We start from the raw sequence: 26,576 nt of genomic DNA, 5'->3' as shown, positions 1-26,576 counted from the left end.
GGCGGGACGGGTGCGGGACGGGGGACTTCGGTGGAAGGTCTCGCGCGCCGGGTGGCGGATTCCGGAAGGCCGTGCGGAATCCGCCTGCGCAATGGCCGCAAACCGTCGCCCCTTGCTCGCATGCCTGCCGACCTCATCAGCCCGACTACCACGTTGACATCGTCAACGCAAATTCACCATCCTCGTCAAGTGGTGAAGGTGTACACTCCCCGGGGTCGTACCCACCGTGCGTACGACGGGTCAACGGGGAGGGCGAGTGGGCCTGGAGACGGTCGGCGGGCGGTTCCGGATCACGGGGATCGTGGGGCGCGGGAACATGGGGGAGGTCCACCGGGCCGAGGACGTCCAGGCCGCTCCGGACTCCCCGCACCGGGAGGTCGCGGTCAAGACCCTGTTGCGCGGCCGGACCGGAGCCGCCATCGACACCTCGGGGGCCGGCAAGGAGACCGACCGCTTCCGCCGCGAGGTGCGGATCATGCGGATGCTCTCCCAGGGCCACCCGAACCTCACCCTGCTGATCGACGGCGGCGTGGACGGTGAGCCGGGCGGCGGCGGTCTGCCCTACCTGGCCATGGAGCTGCTGGACGGCCATCCGCTCGCGGACCTCATCGACGAGGAGCCCCAGCTCCCGGTCTCCTGGGCCGCCGCGATCGGGGCGCAGATCGCCGCCGGACTCACCGCCGCGCACACCGCCGGGGTCGTCCACCGCGACCTGAAGCCGGCCAACGTGATGCTGACCGGCGACGGCACCGTCAAGATCCTCGACTTCGGCATGGGTTCGATCGTCGACGACCCCGACCAGACGCGGCTGACCAGCATCGGCGTCAGTGTCGGCACGGCCCGCTACATGGCGCCCGAGCAGTTCCGCGCCGAACGGGTCTCCGCCTCCGCCGACCTCTACGCGCTCGGCTGCATCCTGTACGAGCTGCTGATGGGCCGGCCGCCGTTCTCCGCCCGCACCCCCTTCGAGCTCTCCGAGCAGCACCAGCACGAGCGGCCGCCGCAGCTGACCCTGGTGCGTCCGGACCTGCCGGCCGGGCTGGTGCGGCTGGTGGACCGGCTCCTGGAGAAGGACGCCGAGCTGCGGCCCGAGAACGCCGCGATGGTCCGTGAGGTCCTGATCCCGCTCGCCCTCGCCCCGGACGACACGGCCGCCCTGCTGTCCCCGCACTGGCGGGTGACGGACCCGGTGGCGCGGCTGCGCGCCCTGCTCCCCGAGCGCGCCCCGGCCGCGCCGGTGCCCGTGCCGCGCCGGGAGCCGCGCCTGCCCGAGTCGATGGACGTCTTCGGCATCCACGCCGACCTGATCGGCGAGTACGAGGACTTCACCCGGAGCGCGACGGTGATCCGGGACGCCCGGATCGAGGGGTTCGTCGCGGACGACCTGGCGGCGAAGTCGCAGTGGCCGGATCCGTGGCTGTCGCTGAACCCGTTCTTCGCCGACGGCGGGCAGGTCACCGACCTCGTGCGGGACGGCGTGCTGCACCCGAGGTGCGCGGAGATCTTCCAGGCCGGCAAGAAGGAGACCTCGCCGCGCCCGGACGGCCGGCCGCTGACCTTCCACCTGCACCAGCGGCAGGCGATCGAGGCCGCGCAGGCGGGCGACTCCTACGTCCTGACCACCGGCACCGGTTCCGGCAAGTCGCTGGCGTACATCGTGCCGATCGTCGACCGGGTGCTGAAGGAGCGCCAGGCGGCGGGGCCGGGCGCCGGGGGCCGGGTGCGGGCGATCGTCGTCTACCCGATGAACGCGCTGGCCAACTCGCAGCTCGGCGAGCTGGAGAAGTACCTGCGCCACGGCTTCGGCAAGGGCCGCGAACCGGTCACCTTCGCCCGCTACACCGGTCAGGAGTCCACCGAGGAGCGCCGCGAGCTGCGCAGGAACCCCCCGGACGTCCTGCTGACCAACTACGTGATGCTGGAGCTGATGCTGACCCGGCCGGACGACCGGTCCAGCCTGATCCGCATGGCCGAGGGGCTGCAGTTCCTCGTCTTCGACGAGCTGCACACCTACCGGGGCCGGCAGGGCGCGGACGTGGCGTTCCTGATCCGCCGGGTCCGCGAGGCCTGCCGGGCCTCGGCGACCCTGCAGTGCATCGGCACCTCGGCGACCATGTCCACCGAGGGCTCCTGGGAGGACCAGCGGCGCGAGGTGGCCCGGGTCGCCGGGCGGCTGTTCGGTACGACGGTGCTGCCGAAGCGGGTCATCGGCGAGACCCTGGTCCGGGCGACCGACGAGGCGCCGGAGACCGTGTCCGCCGAGCGGCTGCGGGTGCCGGCGGCGCCCCGCTCGTACGACGCGCTGACGAAGGACCCGCTGGCGCGCTGGGTGGAGTCGCGGTTCGGCCTGGAGCGCGAGGAGGGCACCGGGCGGCTGCGCCGCTGTCCCCCGGACACCGTCGAGGCGGCGGCGGCCGAGCTGGCCGCCGCCTCCGGGGTGGCGGAGGAGAGCGTGCGCGAGGCGATCCGGGCGACCCTGGAGGCGGGCGCGCAGGCCAAGCACCCGCTGACGGAACGGCCGTTGTTCGCGTTCAGGCTGCACCAGTTCCTCTCCAAGGGCGACACCGTCTACACGACGCTGGAGGATCCGCTCACCCGGCCGCTGACGCGCACCTACCAGCTGGAGCAGCCGGACAGCGGCGGCAAGCCGCTGTTCCCGCTGGCGTTCTGCCGCGAGTGCGGCCAGGAGTACCTGACCGTGTGGCGGACGGAGGAGGGCGGCGCGTTCCGCTACGAGCCGCGCCGGGACACCTCCGCCTCCGGGGGCCGCGAGGGCGAGGGCTACCTGTACCTGGGCATGCCCGGGCAGGACTACGAGTGGCCGGCCGATCCGCGGAAGGCGGTGGACGACCGGCGGCTGCCGGAGTCGTGGCTGGAGCCGGACGCGCAGGGCGTGATGGCCGTCAGGAAGTCCTACCGGCCCCGCCTGCCCAGGCGCGTCGTCGTGGACGCCCACGGCGCCGAGTCGGGCGAGGGCCTGGTGGCGGCGTTCGTGCCCGCGCCGTTCCTGTTCTGCGTGCACTGCCAGGTCTCCTACGAGCAGACCCGCGGCCGGGACTTCGCCAAGCTGGCCACGCTCGACCAGGAGGGGCGCTCCTCGGCGACCTCGCTGATCTCCGCGTCGATCGTGAAGTCCCTGCGGGCGGTGCCGGAGGAGAGCCTGGGCAAGGAGGCGCGCAAGCTCCTGACCTTCGTCGACAACCGGCAGGACGCCTCCCTCCAGGCCGGGCACTTCAACGACTTCGCCCAGGTGACCCAGTTGCGCGGCGCCCTGTACCAGGCGGCGCTGCGGGCGGGCGAGGAAGGGCTGCGCCACGACGACCTCGCCGAGGCCGTCACCGAGGTGATGGGCCTGGCGCCCCGCGAGTACGCGGCCGGCGCGGACCTGCCGCCGTCGATGGAGCGGCGGGCGGCGAAGACGTTCCGGGACGTGGTCGGGTACCGCCTCTACCGCGACCTGGAGCGCGGCTGGCGCATCACGATGCCGAACCTGGAGCAGACGGGGCTGCTGCGGATCGACTACGAGGACCTGGGCTGGATCGCCGCCCGCCAGGACCGCTGGCAGTCGGCGCACGCCGTGCTGCGCGACGCGGACCCGGCGCTGCGCGAGGAGGTCACCCGGACGCTGCTCGACTTCATGCGGCGCGCCCTGGCCGTCGACGTGCAGTACTTCCGCGACGACTTCGACACCCTCCAGCGGGCGAGCGAGGAGCGGCTGACGGGGCCGTGGGTGCTGGGCGACTCCGACCAGCCGGCCGTCGGCACCGCCTACCCGTACGGGTCGCGGCCGGGGATGGAGCGTTCCGCGCTGTTCCTGTCGGCGCGCGGCAAGTTCGGCAAGTACCTGCGGCGGAACATGCCCGAACTGCGCGACCTGCCCCTGGACGACGTCCAGACCGTCATCGAGGACCTGCTGAAGGTGGCGAAGGCCGCGGACCTGGTGCGCGAGGTGGAGGCGGCCCCCGAGCACTCCGGTCCGGCCTTCCGGCGCCGCGCGGCGCAGCAGCGCACCGGCTACCGGGTGTCGGCCGCCTCGCTGGTCTGGCGGGCCGGCGACGGCGAGCGGGGCGCGGTCGACCCGCTGGCGCGCACCTACAGCAGCGGCGAGGGCCCGCGCGTCAACCCGTTCTTCCGCGACCTGTACCGCACCGCGGCCGCCGAGCTGGCGGGCCTGTTCGCGCGGGAGCACACCGCGCAGGTCACGCCGGAGGACCGGCTGGAGCGCGAGCGGCAGTTCCGCGCCGCCGAGCTGCCCCTGCTGTACTGCTCGCCGACGATGGAGCTGGGCGTGGACATCTCCTCGCTCAACGCGGTGATGATGCGCAACGTGCCGCCGACGCCGGCGAACTACGCGCAACGCTCGGGCCGGGCGGGCCGCTCGGGGCAGCCCGCGCTGGTGACGACGTACTGCGCGACCGGCAACAGCCACGATCAGTACTACTTCCGCCGTTCCCAGGACATGGTGGCGGGGCAGGTGGCCCCGCCGCGCCTGGACCTCGCCAACGAGGACCTGGTCCGCTCGCACCTGCAGGGCATCTGGCTGGCGGAGACCGGCATGCGGCTCGGCACCGCGATCCCGGACGTCGTCGACGTCGCCTACGACCCCGACGGCGGCGACCGGCCCGACCCGCACATGCCGCTGCCGCTCCTGCCCGACGTGCGCGACCTGTCCCTGGACGAGGACGCCCGCCGGCGCGCGGCCGCCGCCGCCCGCACGGTCCTCGCGCCGCTGGTCGCGGACTTCGCGTCGACCACCTGGTGGTACGACGAGTGGATCGAGGACCGGATCGAGCGGGCCCCGCGGGAGTTCGACGCCGCCTTCGAGCGGTGGCGCCAGCTGTTCCGGGCGGCCGTCATCGACCAGTACGAGCAGAACAAGCGGGTCGTCGACCACACCCTGTCCCCCGGCGAGCAGAGCCGGGCGCGCACCCGCCGCCGGGAGGCGGAGACGCAGACGAACCTGCTGCTGAACCGCTCCGCCGACAGCAAGTCGGTGATGAGCGACTTCAACCCGTACCGCTACCTGGCGTCCGAGGGCTTCCTGCCCGGCTACAGCTTCCCGCGGCTGCCGCTGGCCGCGTACATCCCGCGCTCGGGCAACCGCCGCAACGCCGACGGGGACTACCTCCAGCGGCCCCGGTTCCTCGCGATCCGCGAGTTCGGTCCCGGCGCGCTCATCTACCACGAGGGCGCCCGCTACCAGGTCACGCGGGTCCAGCTGCCGCCGGACGCCTCGGGCGACCTGGCGACGGCGGAGGCGAGGCGGTGCGACGGCTGCGGCTACCACTACGACGTCCGGGCCGGCTCCGACGTCTGCGTGATGTGCGGCGAGTCGCTGCGGGGCAAGCGCACCGGTCTGCTCCACCTGCACACGGTGTACACCACGCCGCGGGAGCGGATCTCCTCCGACGAGGAGGAGCGCCGCCGGGCCGGTTTCCGCCTGGAGACGTCGTACGCGTTCCAGGACCACGGCGCCCGCAGGGGCCGTCTCACCTCGCACGTCACCGACGCCCAGGGCGCGCCGGTCCTGGACCTGGACTACGGCGACTCGGCGACCGTGCGCATCACCAACCTGGGCCGGGTGCGCGACAAGGAGGGCGAGCCGGACGGCTACTGGCTGGACCTGGGCGACGGCCGCTGGCTGAACGACCGGGCCGCCGCGGACGCCATCGAGGGCACCGGCATGCCGGTGGTCGACGAGGACGGCAACGAGAAGCGCCGCAAGAAGCGGGTCCTGCCGTACGTGGAGGACCGCCGCAACATCCTGGTGGTCACCCTGGACGAGGCGCAGCCGGAGCCGGTGGCGCTGTCGTTCCTGTACGCGCTGGAGCGGGGCGTGGAGGCGGCGTTCGAGCTGGAGGACTCCGAGCTGACGGCGGAGCTGCTGCCGCCGGACGACGGTCCGCGCCGCCGCCTGCTGCTCACGGAGGCCGCGGAGGGCGGCGCCGGTGTGCTGCGCCGCGTCCAGCACGAGAAGGACGCCCTGGCGAGGGCCGCCCGCACGGCTCTGGAGATCTGCCACTTCGACCCGGACACCGGCGAGGACCTGGGCGGTCCGGCGGACGGCGAGAGGTGCGCCCGCGGCTGCTACGCCTGCCTGCTGACGTACGGCAACCAGGGGCACCACCGCCAGTTGAGCCGGCACGCCGCCCGCCCGCTGCTGCTGAGCCTGGCCGGCGCCCGCACCGAGCGGGAGGACCGCGGCGAGTCCCGCAGCGAGCGGTTCCGCAGGCTCACCCCCGGGGCCGGGGCCACACCCGGTACCGCGCCCGGCGGCGGCGCGGCGGCCGCGCCGACCCCGGTGGAGGCGGACCTGGCGGCGCTCGTCGCGCGGGGCGACCTGCTCGGCTGGCTGCGGGCGAAGGGCCACCGGCTGCCGGACGAGACCGACGTCCTCGTCGCCGCGGCGGGGGCGCGCCCCGACCTCGTCTTCCGCCTGGACGGCGCCCGTCTCGCCGTGTTCGTCGACCTCCCCGGCCGCCCGGCCGACTCCACCCGTGACGTCGAGGCCGGCTACCGCCTGGAGGAGGCGGGCTGGGACGTCGTGCGCTTCCCCGCGGACGCGGACTGGGACGCCGTCGTCGACCACAATGCCGGTTACTTCCGTCTCCGCTGACCGCTCCGCCCCGCCCCGCGCCCTGCCCCGCCCCTTCGTGACTTCTAGGAACCGAGACATCTCATGAGCCTCACGTACACCGCCGGCTCGCTGGTGGCGGCCCGTGGCCGCGAATGGGTGGTGCTGCCCGAGAGCGCCGCCGACATGCTGGTGCTGCGCCCGCTGGGCGGGAGCGAGGACGACGTCGCGGCCGTCTTCCCCGCCTTCGAGGAGGTGCGCCCCGCCGAGTTCGCGGCGCCGGGCGCGGACGACCTGGGCGACCAGCGCGCCGCGGGCCTGCTGCGCACGGCCCTGCGCATCGGCTTCCGGTCGGGCGCGGGCCCGTTCCGCTCGCTGGCGTCGATCGCCGTGGAGCCGCGCGCCTACCAGCTGGTGCCGCTGCTGATGGCGCTGCGGCAGCGCACGGTGCGGCTGCTGATCTCGGACGACGTCGGCATCGGCAAGACGGTCGAGGCGGGCCTGATCGCCAAGGAGCTGCTCGCGCAGGGCGAGGCGACCCGGCTGGCGGTGCTGTGCTCCCCGGCGCTGGCCGAGCAGTGGCAGGGCGAGCTGCGGGAGAAGTTCGGCATCGACGCCGAACTGGTGCTGGCCTCCACGGTGTCGCGCCTGGAGCGCGACCTGGAGCTGGGCCGGTCCCTGTTCGACCGGCACCCGTTCACGATCATCTCGACGGACTTCATCAAGTCGACCCGCCACCGCGAGGACTTCGTACGGCACTGCCCCGACCTGGTGATCGTCGACGAGGCGCACAGCTGCGTGGCCGCCGACGACCCCGCGCAGGGCGGCGGGTCGTCCGCGACGAACCAGCTCCGTTACGAGCTGCTGCGCAAGGTCTCCGCCGACGCCGACCGGCACCTGCTGCTGCTGACGGCGACCCCGCACTCGGGCAAGGAGTCCGCGTTCCGCAACCTGCTGGGCCTGGTGCGCCCGGAGCTGGCGACGCTGGACCTGGAGACCCCGGCGGGCCGGGCGAGGCTGGCCGAGCACTTCGTGGCCCGCAAGCGCGCCGATGTCCGCACCTACCTCACCCAGGAGGACGGCCTCGCCGACGACTCCCTCGCCGAGCGGACCGCGTTCCCGTCCGACCGCTGGACGAAGGACGAGCCGTACAAGCTGACGCCCGCCTACCGGGCGCTGCTGGACGACGCCATCGCCTACGCCCGCGACCGCGTGGAGGCGGCAGGCGAGCAGGGCCGGCGGGAGGCCCGGATCGCCTGGTGGTCGGTGATCGCGCTGCTGCGCTCGATGGTGTCCTCCCCGGCCGCCGCCGCGCAGACCCTGAAGACCCGCTCCGAGTCGGCCGCCGCCCGCACCGCGCACGAGGCGGACGTGCTGGGCGCCCCGGTGGCCGCGGACTCCGCCGACAACGACCGCCTGGAGGGCATGGACGTCGCCCCCGGCGCCGCCGAGTCGGAGGAGGCGGGCGCCCGCCTCCTCGAACTCGCCCAGCGGGCAGGGCAGTTGGTCGGCCCGGCGGAGGACGCGAAGCTGAAGGCGCTGACCCGGCACCTGAAGGCCCTGATCGCCGAGGGCTGCCACCCGATCGTCTTCTGCCGCTACATCCCCACCGCCGAGTACCTCGCCGAGCAGCTCGACGGCAAGCTCGGCAGGAAGACGCGGATCGCCGCCGTGACCGGCACCCTCTCCCCGCAGCAGCGCCTGGAGCGGATCGAGCAGCTCGCCGCCGAGGCCGCCGAGGAGGGGGACGACCCGGCCGCCCGCCGCGTGCTGATCGCCACCGACTGCCTGTCCGAGGGCGTGAACCTCCAGCACCACTTCGACGCCGTCGTCCACTACGACCTGGCCTGGAACCCGACCCGCCACGACCAGCGCGAGGGCCGCGTCGACCGCTACGGCCAGAAGCGCGACCAGGTCCGCGTCATCACGATGTACGGCGAGGACAACGGCATCGACGGCAAGGTCCTGGAGGTGCTGTTCAAGAAGCACCGGCAGATCAAGAAGGACCTGGGCATCTCCGTCTCCGTGCCCGACGAGACCGCCTCCGGCGTCACCGACGCCGTGGTGGAGTGGCTGCTGCTGCACGGACGGCAGGGCAGCCAGGAGAGCCTGTTCGAGATGGACGGCCACCAGGAGTCCTTCGACCGCGTCGACCGCGAGTGGGCGTCGGCCGCCGAGCGGGAGAAGACCTCCCGCTCCAAGTACGCCCAGCGTGCCATCCACCCGGAGGAGGTGGCCCGCGAGGTCGCCGCCGTACGGGCCGCGCTCGGCGGCGCGGAGGAGGTCCGCGAGTTCGCCCTGGAGGCGCTGCGCGACCTGGACGCCCTGGTGCGTGACCCGCGCGACGGCAGCGGCGACTTCACCGCGCAGGTCGGCGGCACCCCGGCGGGCCTGCGCGACGCGCTCGCGGCGACGCTGGGCAACCGGCTCGTCGAGGAGGACCGCGCGATCCCGTTCCGCACCACCCCGGCGATCGGCCGGGGCGAGGCCGCCCTGGTCCGCACCGACCCGGCGATCGGCGCCGTCGCCTCCTACGTCCTGGACTCGGCGCTGGACGCGAAGGCCCTCGGCCCGCGCCCGGCCCGCCGCTGCGGCGTGGTGACGACGGACGCGGTCACCGTCCGCACCACACTCCTCCTGGTCCGCTACCGCTTCCACCTCACCCTGCCGTCCCGCACCGGCGAGCGGCAGCTCGTCGCCGAGGACGCCCGCCTCCTCGCCTACGAGGGCCTGCCGCAGCGCGCCCGCTGGCTGGACGACGACCGGGCCGCCGCCCTCCTCGCGGCCCGCGCCACCGCCAACACCCACGAGCAGGCGGCCCGCAACCAGATCACCCGCGACCTGGACGCCCTGCCGGACCTGGCCGCCCACCTCACCGAGTACGGCACCCGCCTGGCCGCCGAACTCGACGCCTCGCACCGCCGGGTGCGCAAGGCCAACGAGGAGATCGTCCGCGGCCTGAAGGTCGTCCCGCAGGAGCCCGCCGACGTCCTCGGCGTGTACGTCTACCTGCCGCAGCAGTCCGTTCCCCTCGCCTCCGGAGCCGAAGCCTGATGTCCGCCGCCACCCGCACCGCCCTGGCCTTCACCGCCGTCACCACGGTCGGCGGGCTCCTCCCCGCCGACATGCTGCTGCGCGTCGCCGAGGCGCGGAACCTGCCCGGCACCCGGTCCGCCGACTACGGCCTGCCCGCCTCGGTGCCCGTGCGCGACGAGGCCGAGCGCGCCTGGGAGTACCTCAAGCCGCTCTGGCGCGACCTGCGCACCGCCCTGCCCTCCGACCCGGTCACGGGCGCGCCCGCCGCCGACCCGACCGGCCGGGCCGGCACCGACTGGCTCGCCCAGCTCTTCCGCAAGCTGGACTTCGGCGCGCTGACGGAGGTCGGCACGGCGGGCATCGCGGCCGACTCCGACCCGGAGAAGCGCTTCCCGGTCTCCCACCGCCACGGCCCGGCCCTGGTCCACCTCATCCCCTGGAACCAGGAGCTCGACAAGCGCCCGGCCGCCGGCCAGGTCCCGGCCCAGTCGATGCTCCAGGACTGCCTCAACCGCACCGAGGCCCACCTGTGGGCGGTCCTCACCAACGGCCGCCATCTGCGCCTCCTGCGCGACTCGTCGTCCTTCGCGACCGCCGCCTACGTCGACTTCGACCTCGAAGCGATCTTCGACGGCGAGCTGTTCAGCGAGTTCGTGCTGCTGTACTGCGTGCTGCACGCGTCGCGGTTCGAGGTGGCGGAGGGGACGGCGGCCTCGGGCTGCTGGCTGGAGAAGTGGCGCGCGGAGGCCGTCACGTCGGGGGCGCGGGCGCTGGACCAGCTGCGGCTGGGCGTGCAGAACGCCCTGACCGTGCTCGGCACCGGGTTCCTGCGGCACCCGGAGAACGTCCGGCTGCGGGAGGACGTCGACCCGAAGGCCCTCCGGGACGCCCTGCTGCGGCTCGTCTACCGCCTGCTGTTCGTCTTCGTCGCCGAGGACCGCGACGCCCTGCTCGACCCGGCGGCCGGCGAGCGGGAGCGGGGCGCGTACGAGCGGTACTTCTCCTCGGCGCGGCTGCGCGAGCGGGCCCGGCGGCGGCAGGGCACGGCCCACGGCGACCAGTACGAGGCGCTGCGGATCGTCCTCGACGCGCTGGGGACGGAGGGCGGCCGTCCGGAGCTGGGCCTGCCCGGCCTGGGTGGGTTGTTCTCCCCCACGAAGACGGACGCCCCGCTGGACGGGCTGAAGCTGTCCAACGAGTCGCTGCTCGCCGCCGTACGGCACCTCGCGCAGGTCCGCGACCCGGGCGCCCGGCGCTGGCGCTCCGTCGACTACCGGCACCTGGACGCCGAGGAACTGGGCTCGGTCTACGAGTCCCTGCTGGAGCTGGAGCCCAAGCACTCCGTCACGGACCGCAGCTTCGAACTGATCGAGGTAGCGGGCAACAGCCGCAAGACGACGGGCAGTTACTACACCCCGTCCTCGCTCATCGAGTGCCTGCTGGACACGACGCTCGACCCGGTCATAGACGACGCCGTCAAGCGGGGCGAGCAGCGCGCCACGGCGGCCGGCCGCCCCGACCCGGCCGACGACATCGTGGAGGAACTGCTCTCCCTGACGGTGTGCGACCCGGCCTGCGGCTCCGGGCACTTCCTCGTCGCCTCGGCCCGGCGCATCGCCAAGCGGGTGGCGTCGGTGCGCGAGCGCAACCCGGAGCCGACGGTCGACGCCGTGCGGCACGCCCTGCACGAGGTCGTCGCCCGCTGCATCTACGGCGTCGACCTCAACCCGATGGCCGTGGAACTGGCAAAGGTCTCGCTCTGGCTGGAGGCCCTGGAGCCCGGCAAGCCGCTCGGCTTCCTCGACGCCCACGTCAAGCACGGCAACGGCCTCATCGGCGCGACGCCGAAGCTGCTGGCGGACGGCGTCCCGGACGACGCGTTCAAGCCGATCGAGGGCGACGACAAGAAGTACGCGGCCGGGCTGGTCAAGCGGAACAAGACCCAGCGGGGCGGCCAGGACGAGCTGTCCTTCGACACGGACACCCTGCCGGGCAATGACCGGTACGCCGCTGAGCTGGCCCGGATCACCGCCGCCCCGGCCGACTCCCTGGAGCAGGTGCGGGCGCAGGAGTCCGCGTACCGGGCCTACGTCGAGGCGACGGCGTACGTCCAGGATCTGCACGCGGCTGATGCGTGGTGTGCGGCGTTCGTCTGGCCCAAGCGGGAGGGGGCGCCGGAGGCGCCGACGGACCAGGTGTTCCGTGCGCTGCGCAGGCGCGAGCAGTCGGCGGTGCCGGACGCCACGCATGCCGAGATCCTGGAACTGCGGGACCAGTACCGTTTCTTCCACTGGCACCTGGAGTTCCCGGAGGTGTTCGCGGTTCCGGAGTCGGAGGCGGGCGTGCAGCCGGGGACGGGGTGGGTCGGTGGGTTCGACGCGGTGGTGGGAAATCCGCCGTGGGAACGTGTCGAGATGGTGGAACAAGAGTTCTTCGCCCAACGCGACTCACGTATCGCCGAGGCCAAGAACTCCGCTGCCCGAAAGCGCCTCATTGCAGAACTGAGTCACGACCGCGACGGTGCGCGCCTATACGCCGAGTTTGAAGCTGCTAAGCGCCGCGCCGAGGGGGAGAGCCACTTCCTCCGCAGCAGCAACCGCTTTCCGCTCACCGGCCGTGGCCGTATCAACACATACGCCGTCTTCACAGAAACGGATCGCACACTAACGGCACCGAGCGGGCGGACCGGTGTGATCGTACTGTCGGGGATCGCCACGGACGCGACGACGCAGTTCTTCTTCAAGGACATCGTCACAAAGGGACAACTCGCCGCCCTATACGACTTCGAGAATGAGGACAAAATCTTCCCCGGAGTCACCAACAAGATGCGGTTCTGCCTCTTCATGTTGCGTGGCTCGGGGAATACCCTGGGTCCAGCTCGCATGGTATTTAAGGTGCGAAGGGTCGAACAGATTCCCGAGCGCAGCTATCTTCTCACTGGTGAAGACATCCTGCGAATGAACCCCAACACAGGCACATGCCCCGCCTTCAGCAGCCGTCGCGACGCGGACATAAACCTGAAAATCTACCGTCGCATGCCGGTCCTGATCGACGAGTCAAAAAAGGCAGGCGGGAACCCTTGGAACGTCTCATTCACGCAGGGCTTGTTTAATATGGCAAGCGACTCCCATTTGTTCCGCCCCGCCGTCCATAGGGGCGAGACTCTTGACGATCTCCTAAAGTCGGGATGGGCTCTCGACGGCAACCTTCTCGTCCGCGGCGAGGAGCGTCTGCTCCCGCTGTACGAGGCCAAGATGCTGCATCACTACGACCATCGCTTCTCCACGTACGAGAACGCTACAGAGCAACAACTCAACAAAGGCACGCTTCCACGTTTCACTCTGGAACAGCACCAGAAAGCTGCCGCCGTACCGCTGCCCCGCTACTGGGTCCCTGAACAAGACATCCCCACTGGGGAGTTCGATGAGAACGGCCATGAGGTGAAGGCTCCGGGTGTACGCAGTCGGCTAGCTGCAAGAGGTTGGGACCGAAACTGGGTAATCGGTTGGCGGGACATCGCCGTTACTGCCAACGAGCGCACGATGATCACTGCAGCCGCTCCGGCTCACGGCTTCGGACACCCCTACCCTCTAGCTTTCCCTGCCCTGCCCAGCCATGCTCCGCTGCTTTCCGCCGTCTGGTCGTCTATGGCCTGCGACTACGCTGTCCGCCAGAAGATCGGCGGTACCCACCTCACGTACGGCTACATGTACCAGCTACCGGTGCCGCCCCCCGATCAGCTCGCGCCCCACACAGGGTTCCTCATCCCCCGCGTCCTCGAACTCACTTACACCGCAAATGACATACACCCATTCGCCAGCGACCTCGGCGACACCGGCGCCCCCTTCTGCTGGGACCCCGACCGCCGTGCCATTATTCGTGCCGAACTGGACGCCCTCTTCTTCCATCTCTACGGCATCGCCCGCGACGACACGGCATACATCATGGACACCTTCAACGTCGTCCGCGACAACGACATGAAGGCACATGGCGAGTACCGCACCAAGCGCCTGATCCTCGCCGAGTACGACCGCATGGCCGCCGCCGGTCTGACCCTGGAGAACCCGCTCACCGAGGGCGAGTCCGGCACCTACCGGTCCACCCTCACCCCGCCGCCCGGCCAGGGCCCCCGCCACGACTGAACCGCCTCCTGGGGTGGCCGCACCTGCCGCCACCCCAGGGGTGCCCGCCCATCCAAGGAACAACGCCCGTGGTACGTCGAAGCCAGAGCAGCAACCCCCGTTCGGTCGTCGTCCTGACCTCGGGCACGGACTGGGGTACCCGTGCCGCAGGGCAGCGGCGGAGCAGCGGCGCCGAGTCCCCCATACCCAAGCGGCAGCCCGCGAAGATCAAGTCCTTGCAGCAGACCGTCCGGGTGGCCCGCCTGGCGATCAACACGAAGCACTGGAACGAGGCGCGTTACGCACTCAGCCGGGCTCGAGCCATCGCCAACGCCCTCCCCGCCAACGTGGCCCTGCAAGAGCGCGAGCAACTCTCCGCACTCCGGAAGAAGTACACGGCCCGCAACACGCCGGCCGCGAAGAACGCCAAGCAGGCGCAGGCGACACCGGCCAAACAGGTGGGCGGCAAAAAGCCTGCCCCGAAGAAGGCCACGGCGAAGAATGTCGTACAGAAGCCGAGGCCCGCTCCCGTGCGCGACCTCGGTGACCGTTTCATCAACCGCGCGGCCCTCGGGTACACCGAGACCAAGGGTTCCTGAGCACGGCGAGGGCGTGCCATCCACTGCTCAGCGGACGGCACGCCCTCAAGCCACTCAGTACTCCGACGCGAACCGCACGAACTGACCCCAGCCTTCGCGGCCGACGGCGAAGGCCGGGCGGGCCACGTCCTTGGAGTCCCGCACGTGGATGGCCTGCTCGGTGACAGCGACCTCAACACAGTCGTCGCCCGAGCTACCGCTATAGCTTGACTTGAACCAGGCGAGTTCCGTCGTGCTCATGTCTCTCCTCGCAGTCGCTCCAGCAAGGCCCGGGAATCTTTGGGGTGCAGGGCCTGCGACCGCAGTGTGTCATAGCGCTGCTGGAGAACCCTCACCTCTTTCGCGTCGCCAATCAGCCGCCCGCTCTCCTGGCCCTCCGAGTATGCGAGTCGACGCCCTTCCGGGGTCTCCAGTAGACGCAGGGGCCCATCCATGCACGAGTGGTACTCGGCTTCCAGCGGCATGATTTGCAACGTCACGTTGCGAGACGACGTGTGCTCCAGAACGTGGTCCAGTTGCCCGCGCCACACCTCGGCACCGCCCAGTCTCCGTCGCAGGACCGCCTCCTCAACGATGAAGTGGAACGGAACTGTCGGACGCTCGTACAGCATCCGCTGCCGCTCCATCCTCGCTGCGACCTGGGCCTCCAACTGCTCATCCGTCAGCAACGGAATCCGGTTTTCGAAGAGCGCCCGCGCGTACCCCTCCGACTGCAACAGCCCCGGCACCAACCGGCACTCGTACGTGCACAGGCTCACCGCCTCCCGCTCCAGCCGGGCCCACCGTCGGAACCACGCGGCGAGCCCCGCCTCGCCCCGCGTGAGATGCCGGGCGGCCTTGCGCAGCGCGCCCGTGTTGCCGAGGGCCTCCTCCGCGCGTTCCACGAACGTCTCGTCCGGCATCCGGCGGCCCAGCTCCACCGACTCCACCGTGTGTTTGGAGTACCGCACCCGCTCGCCGAGGTCGGTCCGGCTGAGGCCCGCGTGTTCGCGCAGGGCCTGGACGAAGGCGCCGAACGTGCGGAGGCTGTCGGACGGGTGGGGTTCCCGTTCGCACTCCCCCGCCGGAACCACCCGCGTGTCGGCGGCCCCGGCCGCCTCCCCCTCGACTCCGACGTGCTCCATCGGCCGCCCCTTTCCCTCCGTACCGCGCCGCGACGGCTCCTTGCACCGCCCGCGCCCATGGGCCCTCAGCGTGGCGGAAAACCCGTCGTACCGTCCACTCTTCGTGTCCGTACGCTGACGCAGCGTACGGGGTAAGGTGCTCGTCCCCGCCCTGGTCCGGCCGCCACTCTGGCGTCGTGGAGAGCACGGAGGAGCCGCTCGCGAGAACGTGCGCGGCCGTCCGCCGCCGCTCCCGCGAACTGCCGTCCACCACGGGCGGCGGCGGCCGGCGACGGCCGTGACCGGACGACCCGGAAGGTGCAACGATGCAGAACGGAACCCACCTGTACGCCCTGGACATCAGCGGGGCCTCGTTCGTGAAGGCGTGCGGCGGCCCCTGCACCGAGGGGTGCGTGACGCTCGCCCGGATCGGCGAGGACGCCTGGGCGCTGGGCGACAGCAAGCGGCCGGACGCGCTGCCGCTGCGCTTCACCACGCGGGAGCTGGACGCGGCCGGAATCGACCCGGCGCGCTTCGGCCTCGACGCCTGACCCTCCCCTCCCCTCCCCTCCCCTCCCCCCCTCCCCCGTCGGCCGGGCCGGGTCCGTCCCGCGCCCGGCCGGCGCCCCTCGCGACGGGAACGGCACGTGCACCACCACGGCTACCTCTGGACCGGCCCGAAGGAACGCTTCGACGACGAGGCCCTGCGCCGGCCCCCGCACCCCGACCCGCCCCCGGCCGGGAGCAGGCCGGAACTGATCGAGCGCTACCGCCAGGTGGCCGCGGAGTTCCGCACGTCGGACCTCCCGCCCCTGGAGACGGCGTACTGGCTCCTCAAGCCCCGCACGCTGGTCCGGGGCACGTGGGACGAGGCGAAGGAGGCGGCGGCCTGGCTCGGTGAACAACTGGCCGCGTACGCGCCCCGGTTCGCGTCGGAGGGCGACCGGGACATCGCACGCCTGTCCCGGCTGGTGGACGCCGCAGCCGTACGGCTGAGCTCGGGCGCCGACGTGTCGTACGGCCACTACCTCGAACGCCCCGCGTACCTCTCGCTGGCCGTGGTCACGTGCTCCCCGAACCGTGCGGCCCCCGGACTGCCCTGCCCGCGCGCGTAGCCGAGGACGGCCGGGACCTCCCCGTACCGCCCGCGACGCACCGCCTGTCCCGCCGCCCCGCGCCCGGGGTCCGGACCGGGCCGGCGGCCCGGGAACGCTAGAGGCCCGGCAGCAGCTCCACCAGCCGCACCGCCCGCTGCCAGCCGCCGGCGAGGGTCCCGCCGAGCAGCAGGCCCGCGGTCGCGGCCAGCGGCAGGAGATCGTCCGGCACCCCGGCCGCCCGGCAGCCCAGCCACGCCCCCAGGGCCCCGCAGAACGCCACGAGGATCACCACCGCCATGAGCGCCGACTCCCGCAGCGCCTGACGGGTCACCGTCACCGGCTCCACGTCCGCGAGATCCTCCTCGGGCAGCAGCCGGCCGATCCGGCCCTCGGCGTACCGCTCGCACACCGTGACCAGCTTCCCGGCGAGGTCCCGCAGCGCCTCCTCCGGCTCGGCGTCCACCCGGCACAGCTCCCGGCGCAGCGCGCCCGCCACCAGCTCGGCGTGCCGCCGGGCGGCTCCTCGCCGCGGCGAGGAGCCGCCGACGGTGCCGCGCACACGGGGAGCCCGCAGGACGAGGCGCTCGGTCTGGCGGTACAGATCGTCGAGCTTGCGGAGATGTCCGGCGCGCTCGGCGTCGGGTGCGTCCAGCGCGCGGACGCAGGCGACCACCATGGCCGTGCCCGTGTGGAGCAGCGCGTCCCGCCGCCCGGCCCGGTCCATTCTGTCCAACAGCCACAAGGCCGCCACCATGAACAGCAGGACGGCCACCGCGGCAGCGGTCAGAGCGCCGGCCGCGACGGCCGGCCGCGGACCGTCCGGGAAGGCGCGGCCCACGCCGAAGGCCGCGAGGAGGCCGCCCGCGACGGGGACGCACGCGAGGGCGGTGGTGACGAACTCCTGCCACGCGGATTCGGTCCTCGGCGTGCCGATCGTCGCACGGGTGAGGGGAACCTCCTCCGGCGCACGGGACAGACGGCCCAGCGCCGCGTCGTAGGAGGCCAGCACCGCCGCGGCCGCCGCGGCCCGCTGCCTCCTCTCCTCCTCCCAGTACTCGCGGTAGTACACCTCTTCCACGAGATCCCCGCCCCTCCCCCTCGCACGTCCCACGCGGAACGGTGGCGGCGGGCGTCTCCCCGTCCGCCGCCCGGGTGAAGGCACAGATATACACCCCGAAGCGACCCCACGGGCCGGTATCGGCCACACCGGGCGGCGGTCCGCGCCGGGAGGGTGGGGCAGGCCCGACGGTTCATTGGATCAGGTCGGTGTGCGGGTGCTCGGGAGAGGCCGGGCAGACGTAGAGCTGCATGTTGTCCGCGCTGCCCACCTCGACCTTCGTCGGCTGCGCGGGGGACTGGCCGGCGCGGTGACCGGCGGCATAGGCGGCGTCCCGGTCCTCGTACGGCGCCCAGCCGCGCAGCTCACCACCGTCCCACTCGAAGGAGGCGATCGTCAGCAGCGGGACCATCCGGGCGTCGCAGACAACGCAGTACCGGCGGTACGGGTCGGTGCGGCCCCACGGGGGCCAGCCACCGACCTTCCAGCCGGGAGCGTCCGCCAGATTGCCGTCGTAGAACTCCACCGGATACTCCGCGTACGAGTCGTCCACGTCCACGCCGGCCGCCCGCCATCTGCTCCAGTCCCCCACCATCTGCCTCAGCTCCGGGCTCAGGTCGAGGCTGTCGGGGTATTCGGTGATCGCTTCCGGCGCCAGCAGACACGGCTCCGGCACGTAGCCCGGGTAGTTGGCCTCGTACGGTTCCGGTGGCGTGGCGAGGACGTCGACGACCGAGGCGGCGGACCGCCAGAACACCGCGGTCGCGGGCTTCCAGTCCGGCTCGTGGTCGTAGGGACACCACAGGACCTGGAGCAGATCGGCCTCTCCGGGCGGCCGCAGCAGGGGTACGTCGCGCACGTACAGCTGGGCCACGGGCAGCAGGGGGACCGGGCACTCCGCGGGCGGGGGAAGGCCGGCGTCGAACCGCTTCGCGAGCCTCGCGGCGTTCCCTTCCCTGATCGCCTCCTCCTCGGGCGTGAACCCGGGGCCGTGGGGATCACGGTGCAGCCGGGCCAGCCTGCGCCTCGACAGCCGTATCTCCGTCGGCGACTCGCGGAACCCGCTGTCCGGGTGCTCGCCCTCGCAGTGCGGCCACGGCTCCCCGGCCGGCCACAGCAACGGTCCCCCGACCGAGCTGTCCCCGACCGTGGGCGCCCCGGGACGGGGGTGCAGGCGGATCGCGGGACGCGCCAGTGGGGCCAGTTCGGGAAAGACCGCGGTCACCTCGACAGGCCGCGGCGGAGTCGTACGTACGAGAACCATGCCGGCGATCCTGCCACCGGCCACCGACAGTCCCCCGCCACCTCGGTGGGCGGTGAAGCGGCGGACGCCGTACCCGGCAACGGCCTCCCACCGACCGCCGGACCGCTCGACCGCCCCGGCCGCCCCGACCGCGGACGTGCTCCGGACACCGGGAAACCCCCACCGCCTTCCCGCGCTCCTCGCGCGGCGTCGCGGGAATCCGGCGTACCCCCGCCTCCCCCCGTCCGTACGCCGACCACCCGTACAGGGCGCGGCGCTCGCCCCCGCCCGCGTCCGGCCGCCACCCTGACGCCATGAACCACGCGACACCCCACGTGGGCGCCCCCGCCCGCACCTTCACCCAGCTGCTGTCGTCCACGCGGCGCGGCGCCCGGCTCGCCCGGCTGCTCGCGGTGACCGAACTGCGGTCCTGGGAAGCCTCGGAGGACCTCACCGAGCGTGCCGAACTCGTCGTCGCCGAGCTGGCCGCCAACGCCGTCCTCCACGGCCACGTCCCCGGCCGCTGCTTCCGGCTCACCCTCGTCCTCGACCCGGCCGCCGGCCGCCTCCGCGTCGAGGTCGGCGACGCCCGCGGGGACCTCTACCCGCAGATCGTCACGGACACCGCAGGCCCCGCCGCCCTCCGCCCCGGCGGCCGCGGCCTGGCGCTCGTCACCGCCCTCACCGACCACTGGGACTGCGTCCCCCACCCGCCGGGCGGCAAGACCGTCCGGGCGGTGCTGACGACACGGGGTGAGGCGTGACGGCACCGGGTGAGACGTGACGGCGCCGGCCGGGGAGAACCGAAGCCCGCGTGTCTACGCCTGCGCGGGCAGCGCGGGGAGCACGACCACCGAGCCGTCCTTGTCGCGGGCGATCTCGATCGCCACGTCCGCCGGGCGGCCGTCGAGCGCGACGCCGTCGCCCAGGCGTCGGATCTGGTACGCCGTACGCAGGAGCCGGTCGACCTCCCCGTTCGTGAGGACGGGGCGCTTGCTGTTCGGGCGCGCCAGCTCCAGCGCCGACAGGCGCACCAGCACACCGGCGATGCCCGACTCCAGCTCGTCGAGACGCCGCTCGTCGTCCTTGAGGGCGCGAGCGAAGTTCTCGAACAGGTTGTCGGGCTCGTTCTGGGCTCGCTCGACCGCCTGGAGGACGTTGACGCGCCGCTTCAACGCCATGGCCAGCTCCGCCAGTTCGACATGGGTGCGGAACGTGCCACCCTGGTCGTCCACGCCGGGGAACGACTCGGTCAGCGTGCCGATCTCGACGGGCTCGCCGGCGGGCAGCTTGTCGAGCGCGCTCCGCCAGCGGGCCAGACGGATGTCGGCCTTGCTCAGTGCCGTGTCGATGGTGTGCACGGCCGAGTCGAGTCCCAGCGAGACACCGAGCCTGCCCTGGTCGAGCAGGATGGCCGTGGCCTTGTCGATGGCGGGACGGCAGCCGTTGAGGGCGCTGTGCTCGTCGTCGAGCTTGTCGGCCTGAAGCTGCTCCAGCAGGTCCGTGATGCGCGCGATGGCCTGCTGCCGCTTGCGGTCGGCGTGCGCGCTCACCCCGACGGCCACCGCCATGAGTACCAGCGGAGCGGCCACGGTGAGCACCGTGCCACCCGCGGCCGCGGCGCCGGCGGTCGCACCCGCGCCGCCGACCGTACCCGCCGCCGCCGCTCCACTGACCGGCACAAGGATCGGTTTGGCGGCGATCTGGCCCGTCGCCGAGTTCACGAGGTTGCCGTAGAACCCGTCCCCCGTCGACCCCTTCGGCACCATCCAGCGCACCAGCCCCTGTCCGAACTCGGCGGCGACCTTCGCCGGGACCACCACGCGGCACAGGATCTCGCCGGAGGCCGTCGCCGTGGCGGCCGTGGCGGAAGTCTTCGCCGACTCGGTGATGAGCTGCGACAGGTGCTGCGCCAGCGGGCTGGCGGCAGCGAGCGGGATGCCCCGGCTGCGGTCGAGCTTGTCGGGCAGCGGGTGCGCCTCGAGCGTGGCGATCGGCTGGTCGGCCAACGCGGCCAGCACGCCGCGCAGTTCGGCCAGCCGCTCGGCCGTCATCGGCCCGTCCCCGATCACCGCCGGCACCTGGACGTCACGTGTCGCCAGCGTCCAGACCGGCACGTTCGGCGCCTTGCGATAGTCGATCATCGTCCCCCCCCAGTTCGTCCCCACGTCAGCCCGCGCCTGACGTCACAGCGGAACGGTACAGCCGCATCACGGCACCGTGTGCCACTCGATCCACATCGACCACCTTCCGGCACGGCGGGCCGGCGCAGGCGACGCGAGCACGACGACCGGCGCCCGCTCGGCGACGAGAACCGTGACAGTCGGGCAACTCTCAGCACGAGTTCCGTTGACAGCGCCAACACACTCCGGCGCTTCCCCGCGCTGCCGCCGCTTCACCGGGACGACGAGAGTGTCGTCCTGTGGCTGGTGGACGAGGAACGCCAGGACGGAGAGTCGCTGCTCCGAGGAGGGCCGACCTGCGAGCTGCTCTGTCCGAAGAGAGCTGAACGCCTCGAACCATGCCTCCGCCTCGAGGTCCCCCGCTGTGCGGGGACAGTGCTTCCGCAGCCCCCCGTTTCGCGCCCGTCAGTCCAGCAGCCGCTCGGCGTGCTCCGGGACCCCCCGGATGTGCCGGCCGTCGGCGACCATCGCGAGGAGGAGACGATGGCCTTCGACGTGGTGGATCTGCCCGGACACGGCGGCCTCGCGCATGAGGGTGACGGTGTTCTTCACGGGGATGCCGCGTGCGGTCGCGTACTCGCCCGCGTCGCGGTCGTCCGTGATCCAGACGGCCCCGGCGAATTCCTGCCGGGCCTGGATGAGGGCGAGCGTTTCGGCTTCACCAAGGTGCCGCAAGGGCTCGGTCGGGGTGCCGCCGAAGACCGCGCGACGCAGCCGGTCCGCGAGGGCGATCTCGGCATCGGTGCACAGTTCGATCGGCTCACCCAGCCAGCCCTCGGCGCGGAGCCGGGCGAGGTCGCGTACGTAGGCGGCGGAGCGGCGGGCCTCCTCCGCCACCGCTTCGGTCCAGCGGCCGCAGCCGTCGAGCACCTTGCGGAGCAGATCCAGACGACCCACGGTGCCGAAGTTGCACAGGACCGTGTTGTCGGGGAAGAGGCTGAGGCGACTGGACGAATCCAAGGAACCTGTCATGGCTGGAATACCGGATCGCCCTTCTCGTCCTCCGGCAGGGGGCGCGCGGCGCGCGCGGGTTCGACTATGGCTCTCAGGTCCTCGACGGTGCGGTCCAGGTATGCGGCCAGCGGGCGCAGGGTCGTCTCGCCGGCCTCGTACGCGGCGAGCAGCTCCGCCATGGGGACGAGCGGCGGACGGACCACCGCTGATTCGGCGCGGTGACGGTAGTGGTCGTCGAGCCGCCCCGCCAGGACGTGACAGATCTCGGTGGTGAAGCCGCGGAACCGATCGCGGCGGGCGGTATCGAGCAGACCGAGCCGATACAGTCGCGCGGCCAGCGCGCTCGGCGAGACCTTGAAGTTGACGACGAGTTGGCTGAGTTCGGCTTCGGTCGGGGCTTGCGGGTCGGCGACCGTCTGCTCCCAGGCCGCCCGCACCTCGGCTTCGGGCATCAGGAAATGGGCGGCGAAGACGTTGGCCCGCACCTCCGTGTAGTCCTTCTGCCTGCCGGGCTGCGGTGCCGCGTCGGCGCGCAGTTCCTGGGCGTCGCGGGCGAGGAGGTGTCCGACCTCGTGGGCCAGGGTGAAGCGCGACCGGGTCCACTCCTGGGTGGTCGCGAGCAGGACGATGCGGAAGGTGTCGGACTGCCACGTCGCGCCGGACAGGGCTGCCGGAGAAGGGAATTCGACGAGCGCCACATCGATTCCGCAGTGCTCCGCCAAGAGCCGGGTGAGGGCGGGGAGATCCATGCCGGCGGGCGATCCCGCCCCTCGCCGCACAAGGTGTTCCGTGAGGTCGGCCGCGAGACGTTCCCCTTGGTCGACGTACCGTTCGAGCTCCGGGCGGGGCGCGGGCAGGTCGGGAATCGAGCGGGGGCGGTCGAGCAGTTCCAGGACGTCGTAGGCGTTCTGGAAGCGGCGGGCGAGCGCCTCGATCCCGGCCCAACCGGCCCCCTCGGCCACTGTCCCGGCGAGGCGGGCGGCGGAGCGGGGGCGCACCGGCTCGCGTCCACTGAGCAGGTAGTCCACCGTCGTGTCGGTTGCTTCCGCGATGCGTGCGAGATCCAGGGAGCTGAAGCGGCGCACGCCGCTGAGCGACTTGGAGAGTTTGTCCGGCGCCAGTCCGATCCGCTCGGCGAACGCGGCCTGGGAGAAGGAGGCCGCGCTCATCACCCTGCGCACACGGTCGATCACAGTCTCGGGCATTTCCCCACCGTACCGACGCCTTGCGAAAATCGCAACGCTCCGGTGCGTGCGGCCCGCGCCGCGGTGGCTGCCGACCGTCGCCGCCCACGGCACCACGGTCACTTTGTCGAAGCCCTCCCGTGTCCCGCTCCCCCTGTTCCTGAAGTGTCCTCACCAAAGCCCATTGACGGCGTCAACAGGTAGGGTGTGCGCGTTCGCGCAGGCCCGCCCCTCCCGGAAGGTCGCCCATGCCGCAGCTCGACCGGCTTCCCGGCACGCCCGAGTTCCGCATCAGGCTGCCCCAGGACGGCGCCGAGGCGCGAGGGCATCTGCTCACCGAGTTCGGCGGTAACGGGACGTACAAGTTCCTGCTGCGGGAGGGGTCCCTGGTGACCGCCGAGGAGTGGCCGGGGCTCGGCCGCCACGCGCGCCGGTTCCGGGCGGAACTCCGGGCGGACGGCGCGCTCGTGGACGCCCCGGCCGCCCCTGGACGAGCCCTGGACGCGCCCGCGCGCTGGGTGGTGACCCGGGACGTCGAGTGCAACTCCTCCTCCGCGGCCGCCGCGCTGGTGTACGGCTACGACGCCTCCGGCCCGGAGTCCTGGCGCACCGCCGAGGGCCACCCGCTCGCCGACCACCTGCCCACCGGCTGGCGTCCTCCGCGCAAGGCGTGGCTGGTGCGTGGCTCCAACGTCTCGGGGCACAACCTGGTGCGGCGGTCGTGGCTGGAGGAGGGGTTCGTCTCGCTCTCGGGCACGCACCTGCCTCCCCTGGAGGAGGCCGACCCGACCAAGAGCGCGCTGCGCCGCATCGTCGAGGAGGGGTACGAGGGGGCGGCCTCGTACCACCAGAAGCAGGGCCTCGTCGACGAGCTGCACGCCTTCCTGACGCAGATGCGGGTCGGCGACACGGTCGCCACCTTCGACGACGACCGGCTGCACGTCGGGCGGATCACCGGGGAGGCCGCGCAGACCGCGTCGCCGGGCGGACTGTCCAACCTGCGCCGGACCGTCGCCTGGCGGAAGGACGGCCACGCCTACGAGGAACTGCCGGAGGAGGTGCAGCAGAAACTCTCCGTGCAGCACGACGTCGTCGACCTGACCGGAGTCCTGGACGCGCTGGACGGGCTCACCGGGCAGGCGGAGCGCACGGACCCGGCGGCGGCGGACGGCACCGGCGGGCATCCGGCCGTCGAGCGGCCCGCGCAGCGCGAGCTGACACTGCCGGACGTCACCGGGGAACTCGCCGCCGAACTCCTGGTCCACGACCGCGCCTGGCTGGAGGAGATGCGCGAACTCCTCATCGACGAGAAGCAGTTGGTTCTCTATGGCCCGCCGGGCACGGGCAAGACGTACCTGGCGATGAAGCTGGCCGAACACTTCGGCGGCGGCCCGGAGCAGGTCAAGATCGTGCAGTTCCATCCCTCGTACGCCTACGAGGACTTCTTCGAGGGCTTCCGGCCCGTCGCGGATCCCGAGACGCGGGAGGTGGCCTTCCGGCTGACCGCGGGCCCGCTGCGGGAGCTGGCCGACCTGGCCTCCCGCGAGGGCAACGGCCACGTCCCGTACTTCCTGATCATCGACGAGATCAACCGCGCCAACCTCGCGAAGGTCTTCGGCGAGCTGTACTTCCTGCTGGAGTACCGCAAGAAGTCCGTCCGCCTCACCTACTCCGGGGACGACTTCTGGCTGCCGCCCAACCTCTTCGTGATCGGCACGATGAACACCGCCGACCGGTCGATCGCGCTGGTGGACGCCGCGATGCGACGCCGTTTCGCGTTCGTGGAGCTGTCCCCGCGCACCGAGCCGACCGCCGGGCTGCTCACGCGCTGGCTCGCACGCGAGGGCCGGGACCCGGAGCCCGCCCGCCTCCTCGACGCCCTCAACTCCCTCGTCGACGATCCCGACTTCGCCATCGGCCCGTCGTACCTGATGAAACCGGGCGTGTACCGCGACGGCGGCCTCGAACGGACCTGGCGGACGAAGATCCTGCCGCTGCTGGAGGAGCACCACTACGGCGAGGGCCTGGACGTCGCCGCCCGCTACGGCCTCGACGCGCTGCGCGCGCAGCACCCGTGACCGTGCCTACGTCTACGTCCACGCCTGTGCCGGAGCCTGCGTCCGCATCCGAGGTGGTGCTCCGCGAGTACGGGCCCGCCGTCTCCGTCCCGCTGGACGCCGGGGCGGGGCGGGCCGTCGCCGCCTCCGGCATCCTGCTGAGCGCGACCCCCGATCCCGGCCGGGCCGGGCACTGGCTGCTGCGGGCGGGCAGCCGGGTCGGCGCCGTGCGCACACCCGGTGGTCCGGTGCTGCGGATCGTGCCCAAGACGCCGGTGAGCCGGCTGTTCTTCCTCCTCGGGTTCAGCCTCGACCCGGCGCGCGCCTGGCGCGACGGCCGGGAGGGCACCGTCGACACCGGCACGTACGACGACGTCGTCCCCGCGCTCGCGCACGCCGTGGAACGGCGGATCGACGCGGCACTGCGGCAAGGGGTCCTCCAGGGCTACCGGGAGGTGGAGGAGTCCGCGCCGGTCGTGCGGGGGCGGCTGCGCGAGACCGAGCAGATCCGGCGGCACTTCGGCCGTACACCGCCCGTGGAGATCGCCTACGACGCGTACACCGCCGACACCGCCGAGAACCGCGTCCTGCGTGCCGCCGCCGAGCGGCTGCTGCGGCTTCCGGGCGTTCCCGGCCCCGTGCGGCGGCGCCTGGCCCATCAGCGGGTACGTCTCGCCGGCGCCGCGTCGCTGGTGCGGGGACAGGAGCTGCCGCGCTGGCGGCCCTCCCGTCTCAACTCCCGCTACCAGCCCGCGCTGCGGCTCGCCGAGGCGGTCCTGCGCGGCACCTCGCCGGAACACCGGGCCGCCGGGGCGGACCCGCTCGCCGTGGACGGCTTCCTGCTCGACATGAACAGGCTGTTCGAGGACTTCGTCACCGTCGCCCTGCGCGAGGCCCTGAAGGAGCACGGCCTGACCGCGCGCCTGCAGGACCCCCACCACCTCGACACCGCGGGTCTCGTACGGATCCGTCCCGACCTCGTCGTCCGTACCGGCGACGGCCGCGTCCCGCTCGCCGTCGCCGACGCCAAGTACAAGGTCGAGAAGGCCGACGGACTCCTCAACGCCGACCTGTACCAGGCGCTGGCGTACGCCACCGTGCTCGGCCTGCGCGAGGCGCACCTGGTGTACGCGGCCGGACGGCGGCCCGAACGCTTCCACGAGGTGCGCGGGACGGCGGCGGCGGACGGACGGGGCGTGCGGCTGTACCGGCACAGCCTCGACCTCTCCCGCGAACCGGGACGACTGCTGTCGGCCGTACGGGAGATCGCCGCACGGCTGGCCGGAGCCGCCCCGCAGCCGCAGCCGTGAGCCACGGCCGGACGGAAAGGAGGAGACCCCGGCGCCGACCGGTGCGGGCGTACGCCTC

16 protein-coding genes are annotated in these 26,576 nt (G+C 72.6%); 9 read left to right on the top strand and 7 right to left on the bottom strand.

Annotated elements, in window-relative coordinates; translation table 11 throughout:
• Positions 1-256: 256 nt before the first annotated feature.
• From ACZ5FU_RS21780 to ACZ5FU_RS21765, 4 genes are all read left to right on the top strand, one after another.
• On the top strand, positions 257-6,616 hold the full coding sequence (locus ACZ5FU_RS21780; protein WP_469046317.1) for a protein kinase domain-containing protein: 6,360 nt from the start codon (positions 257-259) through the stop codon (positions 6,614-6,616).
• A gap of 63 nt (positions 6,617-6,679) precedes the next feature.
• A complete protein-coding gene (locus ACZ5FU_RS21775; protein ID WP_469046316.1) occupies positions 6,680-9,628 on the top strand; it encodes a helicase-related protein in 2,949 nt (982 codons plus the stop codon).
• Positions 9,628-13,752 carry an Eco57I restriction-modification methylase domain-containing protein gene (locus ACZ5FU_RS21770; RefSeq protein WP_469046314.1) on the top strand — a complete coding sequence of 1,375 codons (4,125 nt, stop codon included), beginning with the start codon at positions 9,628-9,630 and terminating at the stop codon, positions 13,750-13,752. Before ACZ5FU_RS21775 ends, ACZ5FU_RS21770 begins: the two co-directional genes overlap by 1 nt.
• 68 nt (positions 13,753-13,820) lie before the next feature.
• Entirely contained in the window at positions 13,821-14,330 is a 510-nt protein-coding gene (locus ACZ5FU_RS21765; RefSeq protein ID WP_469046313.1) for a hypothetical protein, read from the top strand.
• Positions 14,331-14,384: 54 nt separating this feature from the next.
• On the opposite strand, the gene ACZ5FU_RS21760 is transcribed toward ACZ5FU_RS21765, so the two are convergent.
• Entirely contained in the window at positions 14,385-14,570 is a 186-nt protein-coding gene (locus ACZ5FU_RS21760; protein WP_469046311.1) for a DUF397 domain-containing protein, read from the bottom strand.
• Positions 14,567-15,454, bottom strand: a complete 888-nt coding sequence (locus ACZ5FU_RS21755; RefSeq protein WP_469046310.1) for a helix-turn-helix domain-containing protein — start codon at positions 15,452-15,454, stop codon at positions 14,567-14,569. Before ACZ5FU_RS21755 ends, ACZ5FU_RS21760 begins: the two co-directional genes overlap by 4 nt.
• Before the next feature lie 305 nt (positions 15,455-15,759).
• Between ACZ5FU_RS21755 and ACZ5FU_RS21750 the strand changes: the two genes are divergently transcribed.
• On the top strand, positions 15,760-15,984 hold the full coding sequence (locus tag ACZ5FU_RS21750) for a DUF397 domain-containing protein (RefSeq protein ID WP_451531079.1): 225 nt from the start codon (positions 15,760-15,762) through the stop codon (positions 15,982-15,984).
• A gap of 96 nt (positions 15,985-16,080) precedes the next feature.
• Positions 16,081-16,548: a hypothetical protein gene (locus ACZ5FU_RS21745; protein WP_469046309.1), complete on the top strand. Its 468-nt coding sequence runs from the start codon at positions 16,081-16,083 to the stop codon at positions 16,546-16,548.
• Between the two features lie 97 nt (positions 16,549-16,645).
• Here the strand turns inward: ACZ5FU_RS21745 and ACZ5FU_RS21740 are convergent, their stop codons facing one another.
• Together ACZ5FU_RS21740 and ACZ5FU_RS21735 are read right to left on the bottom strand one after the other, a co-directional pair.
• Positions 16,646-17,608: a hypothetical protein gene (locus tag ACZ5FU_RS21740; RefSeq protein ID WP_469046308.1), complete on the bottom strand. Its 963-nt coding sequence runs from the start codon at positions 17,606-17,608 to the stop codon at positions 16,646-16,648.
• 172 nt (positions 17,609-17,780) lie between these two features.
• The gene (locus ACZ5FU_RS21735; RefSeq protein WP_469046307.1) at positions 17,781-18,851 is read right to left on the bottom strand and encodes a hypothetical protein; all 1,071 of its coding nucleotides are present in this window, start codon (positions 18,849-18,851) and stop codon (positions 17,781-17,783) included.
• 293 nt (positions 18,852-19,144) lie between these two features.
• On the opposite strand from ACZ5FU_RS21735, the gene ACZ5FU_RS21730 reads away from it, so the two are divergent.
• Positions 19,145-19,594 (top strand): ATP-binding protein, encoded by a 450-nt coding sequence (locus ACZ5FU_RS21730; protein WP_451529381.1) that lies wholly within the window; start codon positions 19,145-19,147, stop codon positions 19,592-19,594.
• A gap of 54 nt (positions 19,595-19,648) precedes the next feature.
• On the opposite strand, the gene ACZ5FU_RS21725 is transcribed toward ACZ5FU_RS21730, so the two are convergent.
• The 3 genes from ACZ5FU_RS21725 to ACZ5FU_RS21715 form a co-directional block, all read right to left on the bottom strand.
• Positions 19,649-20,974, bottom strand: coding sequence for a hypothetical protein (locus tag ACZ5FU_RS21725; protein ID WP_469046306.1), 1,326 nt, complete (start codon positions 20,972-20,974; stop codon positions 19,649-19,651).
• Between the two features lie 444 nt (positions 20,975-21,418).
• Positions 21,419-21,973, bottom strand: coding sequence for a PIN domain-containing protein (locus ACZ5FU_RS21720; protein ID WP_451529379.1), 555 nt, complete (start codon positions 21,971-21,973; stop codon positions 21,419-21,421).
• Between the two features lie 8 nt (positions 21,974-21,981).
• Positions 21,982-23,172: an ImmA/IrrE family metallo-endopeptidase gene (locus tag ACZ5FU_RS21715; protein ID WP_451529378.1), complete on the bottom strand. Its 1,191-nt coding sequence runs from the start codon at positions 23,170-23,172 to the stop codon at positions 21,982-21,984.
• 227 nt (positions 23,173-23,399) lie between these two features.
• Here ACZ5FU_RS21715 and ACZ5FU_RS21710 point away from each other — a divergent pair, with 227 nt between their 5' ends.
• The gene (locus tag ACZ5FU_RS21710) at positions 23,400-25,229 is read left to right on the top strand and encodes a DUF4357 domain-containing protein (RefSeq protein ID WP_469046303.1); all 1,830 of its coding nucleotides are present in this window, start codon (positions 23,400-23,402) and stop codon (positions 25,227-25,229) included.
• A gap of 26 nt (positions 25,230-25,255) precedes the next feature.
• A complete protein-coding gene (locus ACZ5FU_RS21705; protein WP_469046302.1) occupies positions 25,256-26,518 on the top strand; it encodes an McrC family protein in 1,263 nt (420 codons plus the stop codon).
• Positions 26,519-26,576 lie beyond the last annotated feature (58 nt).

The organism is Streptomyces sp. NPDC031554, assembly GCF_055580685.1.
Note: the sequence above shows the minus strand (reverse complement) of the source record. Positions and strands in the feature narration are given on the sequence as shown.